The organism is Pseudomonas sp. (genome assembly GCF_048265905.1).
Classification (GTDB): Bacteria; Pseudomonadota; Gammaproteobacteria; order Pseudomonadales; family Pseudomonadaceae; genus Aquipseudomonas.
This window is the reverse complement of the sequence record NZ_JBLXAP010000001.1, coordinates 385,147-398,291: the sequence shown is the minus strand read 5'-3', so window position 1 is coordinate 398,291 and position 13,145 is coordinate 385,147. Positions and strand designations below refer to the sequence as shown.

Sequence of the window (13,145 nt, the reverse complement as noted above, 5' to 3'; positions counted from 1 at the left end):
AATAGGCATGCAACCATACATGCCTATTGTGCAGTCAGGTTATGCGCTCAAGCGCTGGGTCACATCGCTAAGGCCAGTTGACAGGTTGCGCAGGTTTTGGCTGGCAATTTCAGTGCGCTGCACGTTTTTTTCATTTTCACTGGCGATGGTGGTTATCTCTGTCAGGTTGCACGAAATATCTTCGGCAACTGCTGTTTGCTCTTCTGCGGCGGTTGCGATCTGACGATTCATGTCACGGATCGCCTCAACCGCTGCCGTGATCTGTTGCAACTTGAGGCCTGCTTCTGTGACTTGCTCAAGGCCTTTGTCGCTTAGCTTTTGACCGCTGTCGATAGCCTGCACGGCATTGCTGGCGCCGGTTTGTACGGTGTTGATGATCTGGTTGATCTCAGCGGTTGATTCGGCGGTACGCTGGGCCAGCGTGCGCACTTCATCAGCAACTACGGCAAAGCCGCGACCCGCCTCACCGGCACGTGCAGCTTCGATCGCCGCGTTGAGCGCGAGCAGGTTGGTTTGCTCAGCAATCCCGCGGATGACTTCAAGAACCTTGCTGATGCGGCCACTATCGCCTTCGAGTTGGCGGATTACCCCAGCGGTGGTCATGATTTCCTGACTCATGTGGGTGATGGTTTCGATGGTGGCCTGCATAACCTGCTCGCCTTGCTGCGCAGAGCTGTCGGCATCATCGGCAGCGTTGGCAGCTTCACCGGCGTGGCGGGAAACTTCTTGCGCGGTGGCGGACATCTCATGCATGGCGGTGGCAACTTGGTCTGTACGGGTAAATTGGTCGCGGCTGCCTTGGGCCATCACCGTCGCTATTGCACTCAATTCGCTACTGGAACTTTCCAGGTCGGTGGTACTGCGCTGGAGTTGAATGAAGGTCTCAGCCAGGAAGTCGCGCAAAGTATTCGCTGCGACAGCCAAGCGCCCGAGTTCATCTTGGCGATTGACCTCGGCGCGATTGGCAAAGTTGCCCTGGCTGAGTTGAGCGATGTACTCGATCAGTTGCTGTATTGGATTCACAAGGTTGCGATTGACCAGCCACAGGCTGACCAGGCCGACAATCACACTCGAAATAAGCATAAAGCCAATGCCTAAGCTCAAGGCCTGACTGGCTTGGGCACCAATCATGACTGATTGCTCTTGGCTGTGTTTAGACAATTGACTGACCAACTCTTCCATCTTCTGGCTGGTCGCTCGGTCTATACCTTTAACTGCCGCATCACCAACCGCTGCATCGCCACCTGCGTCGACAAACGCTTGAAAGCCACTTCGGTAGGCGTTGCCCATTGTACGGTGTTCACTAAGCAGATTTTCAGTTTGGGTTTGTAGTTGGTGCTTATTGTTTGCAGCGGCATTTTGCGCAAGCTGTTTGAGCGTTTGCTGAACTTTGGTTTCTTTGGTTTGAAATTGCTGCCAATACTTGTCGCGGTCGGCTGGGTTCTTGCCGCGCAGAAGTACATTCTTCCACTCCTGAACCTGAGTTTTGAATTCAACGTTGGCTTCATTGACCAGCCGTGATGAGAGCATTGGGCCATCAATCAGGCTGCGGTAGGACTGCATCGAACTGGACAGAAATGCAAAGCACAGCAGTGCGATGACCAATATGAGCAGTAGACTTCCGCTCAGCAGGGCAAGGATTTGCGCGCGTAGGGAGTGTTTTAAAATCATCGCTTTGATCTCTATCCAAAAGTTGTAAGCCGCTTTGTGCGCACCACTTTGCTAGGTGGTGAAACTTCCGTGTTGTGCACAATGTGCGCATGGAAAGTTGCTGTCGCCTTTGTCGGCGATAAACTTTGGTTCTTGAGAGTGGGCGGGGGGAATATGACCGCCGGCCAGTCAAGTTGTCTGGCTGGCGGTCGTGGGCAGGGTGTCAGGCGAGACGCAGATGGTTGTCCCACAAGCCAGCGGGCAACTGCAGGGGTTGCATAGCGATTTTGTCTTCACGGCAGTCGTACAGCCGGCAACGGCCCTGCCCGGAACTCACCACGAAACCTTGTTCGACAGCGCCGACCCCGGCGCAATCGGGCAGTGGGGCGTCGAGTCGTACCGCGCCGCTGTCCAGATCCCAGATAAATACCCGGTTGCCGCGTGGCGCGGTCATGGCCAGCAAGCGTAGCTCGCTGTTGATCGCCACGCTTGCGGTGTACTGGCGCATGGCTTGGCGTTGCTCTTCTGCCAGGGGAAAGTGCTCGAATGGCTTCCCTGGGCGTTTGATTGCCAGCAATGGCACTTTGTCCGCCATGTCGCCCATATATTGCTGGCCGCTGACAATGGTGCCGTCGCTGGCAATCGCCAGGTGGCGTACGCTGTTCATACGCTCCGGCAACTGTTCTTTGCTGATTAGCGTGCCATCAGGTTTGAGCAATACCAGGCTGGGTTCCATCGCATCGAGGTTCATCTCGACCCGGCTTTCTGCCTCGGTTCGAATGCCGCCATTGGCTACGACCAGTGTTTCGCCATCGGGCAGCCATAGCAATTGGTGTGGCCCGACGCCGTGGGTTGAAAGCTCATGGTCACGCTCAAGCTTCGTGCCTTGTACGCGGTAGACGCTGATTACACCGCGCCCCGGTTCAGAAGTGTCGTTTTCCGTGGCGTACAGCCAGTTGCCATCTTTATGAAAAGCGCCATGGCCATAGAAGTGACGCTCGGCAGGCGAGGTCAATGTCTGCAACAGCTTGCCGTCGCGGGTGTCGATCAAGTAACTCTCGGTACTTGGACGGCGCCCCACGAACAATGCCATTGGCTGGCTCGGGTGCGGCACTACGTCGTGGCAGCGTTCTTTGACCTGGGTGGCGAACGCCTGGCTGCCATCGAGATGGTAACCGACTGCGTAGTGTTGGCCATTGCTGCCGTCACGGGCCGAGACCAGTAATGGCTGTGAAGTGTTGTTGACCAGTGTCCAGCCACCGAAGGCGCTAGCGGCAAGCGCGGTGCCGGCCAGGCCCAGAAATGCTCTGCGTTTCATTCAGTCTCCGTCGTTGGCGTTAAAGCCGAGCTGGATGCCCAGGGTTCGTGCCAGCTCGCCCTCGTGCAGTCGGTGCAGCACATTGAGGCTATCGTAAAATTCATTGAGTACGGCGCGGCCGTCTTCTTCTTTGAGCAGTTCAGCCAGCGGGCGTTTCACGGCAGCAAGACGTTGGCGAGTGTCGATATAAGCCGCGTTGATACGTTCTTTCAGTGCGTCCTGATCGCTACCAAGCAAACTTTGCACACCATCCTGATTGGCGCCATGCCAGATGCGTTCGGCGCTGGCCAGAGTTGCCGCGATGTTGGACAGGCTTGCGTGACTGCGCCAGGCTTCGGCCTGATAAGGTTGTGGCTGGCCTTTGCTTTGACGACCCAATGGAGTGCCGAGCTTTTTCTTCAGCACATCAATTGCAGTGACCTGGCTGCGCAGTACATCAGCAAGCGCCTCAGGTGCTTCGGTGTAGCGTGCGTTAGGGAACTCTTTGAGCTGGTTGGCAACGCCGTCTTTAGCTTGCCAATCAGCCAATACGTCGGCTGAGAGCTTTTGCTGGTGATCACCGATCGCGATAATCAGCGGGCAGTAGCGGGTTTTCTGTTGAGCATCGGTCAGATCGATTGACTCGTCGTAGAGGATGTATTCATAGGCGGTCAAACCCTGGACTACGACGCTGGACTTCTCCAGGTCGGCAGGTGTGAGCTGTGGTTTGTTCTTCAGCAAAGCTTGCACCTGGCGGGCGACAAGGTTCTTTTTGTCCGGCCAGAACTGTACCTGCCAAGCCCGGTTACCCTCTGTCATTGGTCCGACCAGAACGGTTTGCAGGCCAGCCCATGCACTTTGTGCCGCGAGGAATGCTTCACGCGCTTGCGGCAAGTCCTGCTCACCTGCGCAGAATGCTTGGGCGCTTGCTGCCAGTTTTTGGTCTGCTTCAGCCCAGGAGCTGTAGGCGGGCAGGATCACACCATCGGCTAATGCAGAGGTGACTTTTTGTTGTGGATCACTTGGTGCGCAGGCGCCGAGTAAAACGCTCAGTAGTGCGAGAGTTAATGGTGAGCGATTCATGTGCAGCTCCTATAGCGAATTCAGAAAGGCCAGCAGCGCTTTGCGCTCCTCGGCGTTAAAAGCTAAAACGCGTTGTTTGGCCGCTTCGGCCTCGCCTCCATGCCAGGCAATAGCTTCGAGCAGGTTGCGTGCGCGACCGTCATGTAAAAACTGGGTATGTCCGTTGACGGCTTGAGTCAAGCCAATGCCCCACAGTGGCGGTGTGCGCCATTCTTGAGCGGTGGCAGCAAACTCAGGGCGATTGTCAGATAAATCGGGGCCCATGTCATGTAGCAGCATATCGGTGAATGGGCGAATGGTTTGATTCGCCAGTTCAGGCTCGGCTGCATCGGCCGCCGTGGTGAATTTCTCTATGTGGCAGGCATTGCACTGGGCTTGGTAAAACAGGTTTTTGCCTTTGAGCACTTCAGCGCTGCCAACATCGCGGCGCGCTGGCACAGCCAGATTGCGACTGTAAAACAGAATGCTGGCGAGCAGTTTGTCGCTGACTTCGGGTTCTCCGCCATTAGGTGCGGCAAGGCAATCGGCCTGTGCCGCCGTGCAGTCGTCGCTCTTCAGTAAACTGGTGGTGAGGCCCATGTCGCCGGCAAAGGCATGAGCATTTTGTTGGTTCAGGGTGGGTTGTCCAGCTTTCCAACCGAAACGACCAAGCACGGTTTGCCCCAACTCATCATTCCAAACTTGATTGGGCCGACCCGAGATACCATCGTCGTTGCTGTCGTCCGGGTCGGCGTTGGCCAGAATGTCAGCCTCGGCAATAGCTTCGAGCAAACCCAGGCCAATCATAGGCGGGGCGATGCGCGCCGAAAACATCGTGTCTGGATGCATCGGGCCATAGCCGAGTTGAGTGATGTTCAGCGTTGGTTTGCGCAACTCAAACTTGCTGCCGTCTTTGAACTCGACGTTGCTCAGGGTATAGCTCATGCGTACTTTGCCTTCCGGGGCGACGCCGGGGTTGGCCATATCCTGCAACTGGCCGCCGTAAGTCGGCTCTGGAACCACGCCAAGGCGTTGAATTATTTTTGCCTGCTCGGCAGTCGTTGCCGGGATCGACAAGCGCACCAACATTGAGGTGGCGGTGACGGCATCAGGCTTTGGCGGATGTCCACGGCCGTCTTTTATATGACAATTTTGGCAGGCGTTTGTATTGAAGAGTGGGCCAAGACCGTCACGCGCGATTGTTGTGGCTGGGGCGATAACCCATGGGTTACGGAAGAAGCTGTTGCCCACGCTGAAATCCAAACGCCGCAAGGGTGAGAGATTCGCCGAAGGTTGCGAGTAAGCATTGTGATCTGCTTTGGACACGCTGGTGCTGCCGCCGGAGAGTGCTTCACCCGGTTCTGCCTGAGTGAACTGAGGAGGCTTTTCACACCCACTCAAGACCAACGCCAAAACGAGGGCTATTAATTGGGTAGGGCGTTGCGACAGCGTCAACATCAGCATGAATCCGAGAAAAACTGCGCGCAATCATATCAGCACAGCAGTATTTAAATAAGAGCGATTTGCGTTATCAACAAGGTTTGGATGGTACTGCGCTACTAGGTCGCAGGGCAAAGGCGGTCAAGTCAGTGTCGCGCAGACATAAAAAAGCCGGTGCGCTGTTAACGCACCGGCTTTGATCGACAACCGTCTCGCTTAGAACTCGTGATCGGCGGTATCTGGGTTGAGGTCGCTGATGCCGAGTTTGCCAGCAGCTTGCTCGATAGCGCCGGTTTGCTTGACCAGTGCGGCGATTGCATCACGTACGATCTGGTTGCCTTTGGCGTTGTCGGCGGCAATCAGTTGGTCGTAGTGCTCACCGTTGTTGGCGCTGTCGACCATGACTTGCAGCTTGGCTTCGGTGTCAGCCAGGTCAGCTTTCAGGGTCTCGTCAGCTTTTGCGTCAGACTTGGCTACCAGTGAAGACAGGCTTGGACCGGAAAGCATGGTGCCATCAACTTTCTTGTACTCGCCCAGGTAGATGTTGCGGATACCTTTGGCGTCGTAGAAGTGTGCGTTGTGAGTGTTGTCGCTGAAGCAATCCTGCTCGTCTTCAGTCGAGTTGGCTTCCAGGGAAACCTTCATGCGTTCGCCAGCCAGTTCACCCAGCGACAAGCTGCCCATGCCGAAGAGCATTTTACGCAGGCCGTTCTTAGCATCGTCTTTTTCAAGGCTGGCGCGATAGTTGTCAGCAACACCGGCTTGCCATTGGCCAACCATTTCATCCAGGTCGCTTACTAAAAGGTCAGCGGCGGCTTTCAGGTACTCACGGCGACGCTCGTTGTTGTCGCCAGTTGCACCTTCGCCAACAACGAAGTCGGTCGCTGGGCGCTCGCCCGCACCTGGGTTGGTGCCGTTAAGGTCTTGGCCCCAAAGCAGGAACTCGATCGCGTGATAACCGGTAGCAACGTTGGCTTCCGAACCGCCCAGCTCATTCAGGCTGGCGAGTACTTCTGGAGTGATTTTGCTGACGTCGACTTTATCTTCGCCAACTTGAATTTCAGTGTTAGCCACGATATTGGCTGTTGCGCCAGGGTTACCCAGTGCGTGCTGGTAATCCTTGGCGACGTAGTCAATCAGGCCTTCATCGAGAGGCCAGGCATTGAGTTGGCCTTCCCAATCGTCAACGATTGCGTTACCAAAACGGAACACTTCGGTCTGCATGTAAGGAGTACGTGCAGCGACCCAGGCTTCGCGAGCAGCCTTCAGGTTGGCGTCGTTTGGTGTGGCAAGAAAGGTCTCAATCGCAGCGTGCAGGGCTTTGCCTGTGCTGGCCGCGTCGCTGAATACCGCGAAGGCGATGTCGGCATAGTGTGAAACAACTGCTTTGGCAGCAGCTTCATCATATGAGTTTGCGCTATCTACTTTCTCTGCAGCGGCAGTTGGAGTGGCTTGCTCGGTTTCAGTATTGGCTGCCTGAGTGGTAGGCGCCTTGTCTTCGCCACAGCCGGCGAGAGAGATAGCAATGGCCAGCAGGCTGGCGGAGGCCAGGGGCATACGAATCATGACAACATCCTTTGCAGTTGATAAGAAGAATTAGCGCTTGCGCCTATAAACTCACAACATAATGCGAAAGATTTGCATTCCGTGTAAAGAGTGTTACGACTAATTCTTATAAAAAACTCATGCACTGGGTCACTCTGTTAGCAACTGAATGCCGCTAGAATGCCACTATCAACCATTTGTAGTCGTTATGGGGAAACCTTCATGAGCCTCACCAGTATTGTGTTCATCGTCATCATAGTGCTGCTCGCAGGCTATGCAGTGACGCTTTATAACGGCTTGGTGCGTTTGAAACACAGCATCAGTAAAGCTTGGGCTAATATCGATGTGATGCTCAAGCAGCGCCACGAAGAACTGCCCAAGCTGGTAGAAACCTGCAAGCAATACATGCAACACGAGCGCACAACACTTGAGCAGGTTGTTGCTGCGCGCCAAGCGGTATCCAAGGCGCGTGAGCAGGGCGACGTGCCTGCTTTGGGCAAGGCCGAAAGCGGTCTGCGCGCGGGTTTGGGCCAGCTGTTTGCCTTGGCTGAGAATTACCCTGAGCTAAAAGCCAATGAAAGCTTTCAGCACCTCCAGCAACGCATCAGCGGTTTGGAGAACGGCATTGCTGATCGTCGTGAACTGTATAACGAGGCCGTTAATCTCAATAACGTGCGCATCGAGCAGTTCCCGGATGTGCTTGTCGCGCGGGCGATGGGCTTTAAATCAGGCGACTTGCTGCAGTTCAGTGAGGCCGAGAAAGCTGATGTAAGTATCAAGTCATTGTTCAACTGAGTCATGGCCATCGAAGCGCAGTGGTTTGGCTTGGCCGTGAGTGTTGGCGCTTCGGCTGTAAGTGCTTGGTGGTGTCTGCGCCGAGTCTCACAGGCGCGGCATTTGCTGGATACGCCAACCTCCAAGATTCGTTCGGCGGCGCAAGGTTATGTTGAATTCTACGGGGTTATAACTGCGCAGCCTGAAAGCACTGTGATCGGCCCATTAACCGGTAAGCCCTGTGTTTGGTGGCGCTTCAAGATCGAAGAGCATGTTCAGGACGATAACAAGCGATCCTGGCGCTCGCTCGAATCGGGTGTCAGTGATGCGTTATTTACGCTGAACGATGGCACCGGCGATTGCTTGATTAACCCTGACGGCGCGCACGTCCGAACGACGACGCGAGAGGTCTGGAATGGCCGCCAGCGTCACCCACGTTTGGCCAATAAGCGCGGCCTGCTGGGCTTTCTCAGTATCGGTAAAAATTATCGCTATACCGAGGAACGTTTGCACGTTGGCCAACCCCTTTATGCGATTGGGGATTTTCGCAGTTCGGGTGGCGGTCGTCAGGGCTTGGATTTAGCGGCGCAGCAAGGCGCAGTGATTCGTGAGTGGAAGTCTGATTTTTCCGGCCTGTTGCAACGCTTCGACAGCGACAATAACGGCCTGCTCGATGATCAGGAATGGCGCCGTGTGCGTTTGGCTGCACAGTTGGAGGCGGAGGATCGCCATCGGCAGCAGAGCCTCAAGCCTGCTTTGCATCACCTGGCAAAGCCGCGCGAGTCGCAACCTTTCGTGCTCTCAACCACGGGGGAGGATGAATTGGCCCGCGGCTTTTACTGGCAAGCTGCAGGTGCTGCGCTGGTGTGTCTGCTGGGAGCAATAAGTTGTGCCTGGTTTCTCGGCATAAAACCATTATAGGTTCAGCGCAGAATTAACACCTTAAAGCAGCCGGTAATTGCCTGCTGTTTAATCCAGGCGACTACAAGATTTGCAGGCGACTACAAGGCTGTCGAGTCAGATGCTGCGCGGACACGACGAGCTTGTTTCAGGTACAGGGTCAGTTCACGAGCTGGCAGTGGCTTGCTGTAGAAATAGCCCTGACCTTCATGGCAGCCTTCGCGGATGATGTAGGCTTCTTGGCCTTCTGTCTCAACGCCCTCGGCAATCACTTGCATGCCTAGGCTTTTGCCCAGTTGGATAATGGCGCGGACGATGGTCGCGTCGTCTTCATCCTCAAGCAGGTCCTGAACAAAGCTTTTATCAATCTTGATCTTGTCCAGCGGCAAGCTTTTCAGATAGCTCAATGACGAATAACCGGTACCGAAGTCGTCAATCGCGATGAGTGCTCCGGCGCGGCGCAGGCTGAGCAAGTGTTGGGCTGCGGTGCTGATGTCTTCCATCAGGCCGGTCTCAGTCACTTCAAGTTCAAGGCTGCGAGCCGGAAGGCGGTACATTTGCAGCAAGTTATTGACCATTCTTGGCAATTCAGCGTGATGCAGTTGCACGGTTGAAAGGTTGACTGCCATGCGCAATTGGTTGAAGCCTTGGTCGTGCCACTCGCGCAGTTGTCGGCACGCTTGATCAAGCACCCACTCACCAATTGCAATGATGCTGCCATTTTGCTCTGCCAGCGGGATGAACTGGTCGGGTGGGATCCAGCCAAGCTGCGGATGCTCCCAGCGCAGCAGGGCTTCAACGCCAACCGTATTTTTAGCTTGATAGCTGATTTGTGGCTGATAGACCAGGTGCAGCTGATTGCCCTCAAGTGCAACGCGCAGGTCTTTTTCCAGCTCTCGTAGACGGCGCATTTCGCTGTCTACGCTGGCGATGTAGAACTGGTAACGGTTGCGCGAGCGGGTCTTTGCCAGCGTCATGGTTTGCTCGGCTTTTTGTAGCAGCTTTTCAGTACTGTCACCGTCTTCGGGGAACAGGGTAATGCCGATCGTTGCGCGCAGGTGCACAGGTTGGTCATCGAGGATGAACGGGTTGCTCAAGTCATCCAAAACGTTTTGTGCCAGCTCGGCAGCCTCGTAAGGTTGTTCAATATCCGCCTGGACCAAAGCGAATTGGTCGCCGCCCAGTCGTGCCAAAGCGCCGAGTCGTCCGCCGTGACCACGCAAACGGTCAGAGAGCGCTAGCAGTAGCTTGTCACCGGCTTGGTAACTGTATTGCTCATTGATCCCTTTGAAGTCATCCAGGCCTACGCACAGTACAGCGACGCGGCGCTGCAGGCGGCCCGCATCATTTAATATCTGATCTAGTTGCTGCTGTAGTTGTTGACGGTTTGGCAGGCCCGTGAGGAAGTCATATTGAGCCATGCGCTGCAGGCTGTTCTCCGCCTCGTGGCGCAGGCTGGTATTACGTTCGATGGATTCGAGTAACTGGTTCGCAGTGTTGACCCATAAGCCCAGCTCATTGTGCTCGTTACCTTTGATCATCGGCAGTTTGTGAGCGCTGGGTCGGTCAGGGTTAATGTGGCTTAGGTGTTCAATGATTTTGGCCAGTGGTTTGGTCAAAAACCAGTGATAGACCAAATACAACACCAAGCCCATTGCGAGTGCGCGCAGCACCCCTGAAATAAAGATAATCACCGAGTTGGTGATGAAGCTTTCACCATATTCCGCAGTGTCGAGAGTGATGTTGAGGTCGCCGTAATATTCGCTGTACGGGCCCTTGCCCACGAGGTCGGTTGAGAATTTTTGCTCTTTGCCGAGTATGGGGTCAGTCAGCCATCGCGTAGCGATATTTGCCAGTGGCCGTTCACGCTCTGCGAGCATCGGCTCGTTCGGGTGGCCGATCGAAGCCATTTGCACGGACTCATGCTGAAACAGGCCTTCGATCACTTGCATGCCCATTTCCCGGTCCAGGCTATACACCGCCTGAGTCGAGGGGTCGCGAAACATCCCGAGGATGCGATGGGCGTCGTTCGCCACAGCCTGCTTGGTTTTATAGGCGTCAAAGACAATTTGCGCACAACTCAAAACCACGCCAACAATTAATGCTGAGAGCAGCACTATGCGGAGTAATCTCAGTGACAGTCTATGCTTGAGTTCCAACTTCAAAAGATAGGTCCTTGTGATGCCGGCTGCTGGGAGGCGCTTTGAGTATTGGCAAACTCAGGGTTGCAGTCAAAAAAGCCATTGCTGGCTGAGTGTCTTCTGACGACTGAAATCTAGTGTTCTTTTTATAACTCTTGCGGGCAGTAGCTTACTGCCATGCTGGCAAAAGTTTACTCTGCTTTAATTCGTGAGGCCGACTTTCTAGCATAGTACTTTCAGTGGGGTGGCGTTTAGCCATCTTCTGATTAAGCTACCTAGGTCTACGAAATAGTGCAAAAAAAACCCGGCGATTGCCGGGTTTTTTAAACAAGCGCAAGGCCTGTTGGGGTGCTGACATTAAGCGGCGAAGTTTTTCGCTACGAAATCCCAGTTCACCAAATTCCAGAAAGCTTCTACATACTTCGGACGCGCATTGCGATAGTCGATGTAGTAAGCGTGCTCCCAGACATCGCAAGTCAGCAGCGGAGTATCACCGCTGGTTAGCGGGCAGCCAGCACCAATAGTGCTAGCCAATGCCAGGGAACCGTCGGCTTTCTTGACCAGCCAGCCCCAGCCAGAACCGAAGGTACCGATCGAAGTCTTGCTGAACTCTTCTTTGAACTTGTCGAACGAACCGAATGCGGAGTTGATCGCATCGGCCAGTGCGCCAGTAGGCTGACCGCCGCCGTTAGGGCTCAGGCAGTTCCAGTAGAAGGTGTGGTTCCAGATTTGTGCAGCATTGTTGAAAACACCACCCGAAGAAGTCTTGATGATCTCTTCTAGAGTTTTGCCTTCAAACTCGGTGCCAGGCACCATGTTGTTGAGGTTCACAACGTAGGTGTTGTGATGCTTGCCGTAGTGGTAATCCAGAGTCTCGGCGGAAATGTGCGGCTCGAGGGCGTTTTTCTCGTACGGCAGCGGTGGCAATTCAAAAGCCATGGTTAATCTCCTACTCAGGTCATGTGCGGTGAGCGCAAGGCCGATCACGGACGGCCATACAATACAGACTGTGTGAAAAAGACTGCGTTCGGCGCTGAGACGATTTAACCGGACAAAAGCTACAGGTTGACGCAATGTCACCCGCAGCCAGTCAGTTTTCGCTGCGCTCTCTACATTTTTCACATAAGACTGTTCGCGTCGATGTTAACTGTTTTAGAGCCTGTTCACCGTATGGGCAGGCTCGCAACGACGCAGACCAACGATCATAGCATCGGCATTGCGCCATAACCACGCAACAACTGTGTGGGAAAGCATTCGCAGTGGAGGTTTCAGCCCTTGCTGGAGTGAATAAGCGTCGGCTGAGTCTTCAGATAACTTCACTCAGGAGCTGCCAGGCAATGCTGAACATCATCAACGCAACGCCTAAATCAATTAGCCGCCAGGTAAGCGGTCGGGCCAGCCACGGTGCCAGCCAGGCTGCGCCCAGAGCGAGGCTCAAAAACCAAAGGAACGAAGCGCTCGCTGCGCCCATAACATAAGCTCCGGGCACTGTTTGTTGGGCGCCGAGTGAGCCAATCAGCAGCACTGTATCGAGGTACACGTGTGGGTTGAGCAGGGTGACGGCGAGTGTCGTCAGAATAACTGCTTTCAAAGAGCGTGGCAGCGGCGAGCCACCTTGGTCCAATGCATTTGGACGCCAGGCCCGGCGCAGAGCCTGGCTGCCGTACCAGAGTAAAAATGCTGCGCCGCCCCAGCGCGCAATACCCATCAAAGTCGGGCTTTGGCTGAGCACTGCGGCCAAGCCAAACACCCCGGCAGCAACCAAAACTGCGTCGCAGGCAATGCACAGCAGTGCGGCGGGCAGGTGGTGTTCACGGCGCAGGCTTTGTGCGAGGACAAAGGCGTTTTGCGCACCAATTGCCATGATCAGGCCGATTGCTATCAGCAAGCCGTTTGAATAGCTTTGCCACATGATTTTACTCCTGCGGTACGGATTGAAGGCTCAGCTGTTGCAAAACCTCCAAGGCGCGTTGCCCTTGGTTGATGTCGACAAAAATATGGTCATGGAAATAGCCGGCAATCACGTTGCAGCTGATGTTGTGTTTGGCCAGTGCATTGGCAAACGCAGCGGTCAGGCCGACGGCGCTGAGCGCGGAGTGCACTTCAAGGGTGAGCCATGCTGCGATGTAATCCGTCTTGAGCGAGAGTTGTTGCGCTTGCGCTTGAGAGATAATCACCGTGAGCCCTTCGTGCTCACGAAAGCTGCCAAGCGGCTCGATGTCGCCCAACTGCTTTAGCGACTCAATGCTGCAAAACACATAGGCGCCAGGGTTTAAAGTTGGCTTCATGCTTTGCAGCAGTGTTTGCAGCGATGTTTGCCCTGACATGACTGGATT

General features: G+C 54.8%; 11 protein-coding genes. 2 read left to right on the top strand and 9 right to left on the bottom strand.

From position 1 onward, the window contains the following. Positions 1-39 precede the first annotated feature (39 nt). From ACN0UH_RS01875 to ACN0UH_RS01855, 5 genes are all read right to left on the bottom strand, one after another. Positions 40-1,671: a methyl-accepting chemotaxis protein gene (locus ACN0UH_RS01875; protein ID WP_417660460.1), complete on the bottom strand. Its 1,632-nt coding sequence runs from the start codon at positions 1,669-1,671 to the stop codon at positions 40-42. Between the two features lie 202 nt (positions 1,672-1,873). Beyond that, the gene (locus ACN0UH_RS01870) at positions 1,874-2,968 is read right to left on the bottom strand and encodes a DUF1513 domain-containing protein (RefSeq protein WP_417660459.1); all 1,095 of its coding nucleotides are present in this window, start codon (positions 2,966-2,968) and stop codon (positions 1,874-1,876) included. Beyond that, positions 2,969-4,030 carry an imelysin family protein gene (locus ACN0UH_RS01865; protein ID WP_417660458.1) on the bottom strand — a complete coding sequence of 354 codons (1,062 nt, stop codon included), beginning with the start codon at positions 4,028-4,030 and terminating at the stop codon, positions 2,969-2,971. A gap of 9 nt (positions 4,031-4,039) precedes the next feature. Beyond that, positions 4,040-5,467, bottom strand: a complete 1,428-nt coding sequence (locus ACN0UH_RS01860; protein ID WP_417660457.1) for a di-heme oxidoredictase family protein — start codon at positions 5,465-5,467, stop codon at positions 4,040-4,042. Between the two features lie 198 nt (positions 5,468-5,665). After that, entirely contained in the window at positions 5,666-7,015 is a 1,350-nt protein-coding gene (locus ACN0UH_RS01855; RefSeq protein WP_417660456.1) for an imelysin family protein, read from the bottom strand. Positions 7,016-7,216: 201 nt separating this feature from the next. On the opposite strand from ACN0UH_RS01855, the gene ACN0UH_RS01850 reads away from it, so the two are divergent. Beyond that, entirely contained in the window at positions 7,217-7,789 is a 573-nt protein-coding gene (locus tag ACN0UH_RS01850) for a LemA family protein (RefSeq protein ID WP_417660455.1), read from the top strand. A 3-nt stretch (positions 7,790-7,792) separates the two neighbouring features. Continuing rightward, positions 7,793-8,689, top strand: coding sequence for a GIDE domain-containing protein (locus ACN0UH_RS01845; RefSeq protein ID WP_417660454.1), 897 nt, complete (start codon positions 7,793-7,795; stop codon positions 8,687-8,689). Between the two features lie 80 nt (positions 8,690-8,769). Here the strand turns inward: ACN0UH_RS01845 and ACN0UH_RS01840 are convergent, their stop codons facing one another. The 4 genes from ACN0UH_RS01840 to ACN0UH_RS01825 all read right to left on the bottom strand — a co-directional run bounded on the left by ACN0UH_RS01840 (position 8,770) and on the right by ACN0UH_RS01825 (position 13,136). Further along, on the bottom strand, positions 8,770-10,833 hold the full coding sequence (locus ACN0UH_RS01840) for a putative bifunctional diguanylate cyclase/phosphodiesterase (protein ID WP_417660453.1): 2,064 nt from the start codon (positions 10,831-10,833) through the stop codon (positions 8,770-8,772). Positions 10,834-11,166: 333 nt separating this feature from the next. Further along, positions 11,167-11,748 carry a superoxide dismutase [Fe] gene (sodB, locus tag ACN0UH_RS01835; protein ID WP_087518015.1) on the bottom strand — a complete coding sequence of 194 codons (582 nt, stop codon included), beginning with the start codon at positions 11,746-11,748 and terminating at the stop codon, positions 11,167-11,169. 367 nt (positions 11,749-12,115) lie between these two features. Further along, positions 12,116-12,721, bottom strand: a complete 606-nt coding sequence (locus ACN0UH_RS01830; RefSeq protein WP_417660452.1) for a LysE/ArgO family amino acid transporter — start codon at positions 12,719-12,721, stop codon at positions 12,116-12,118. A 4-nt stretch (positions 12,722-12,725) separates the two neighbouring features. Further along, a complete protein-coding gene (locus tag ACN0UH_RS01825; protein ID WP_417660451.1) occupies positions 12,726-13,136 on the bottom strand; it encodes an ACT domain-containing protein in 411 nt (136 codons plus the stop codon). Positions 13,137-13,145: the final 9 nt, after the last annotated feature.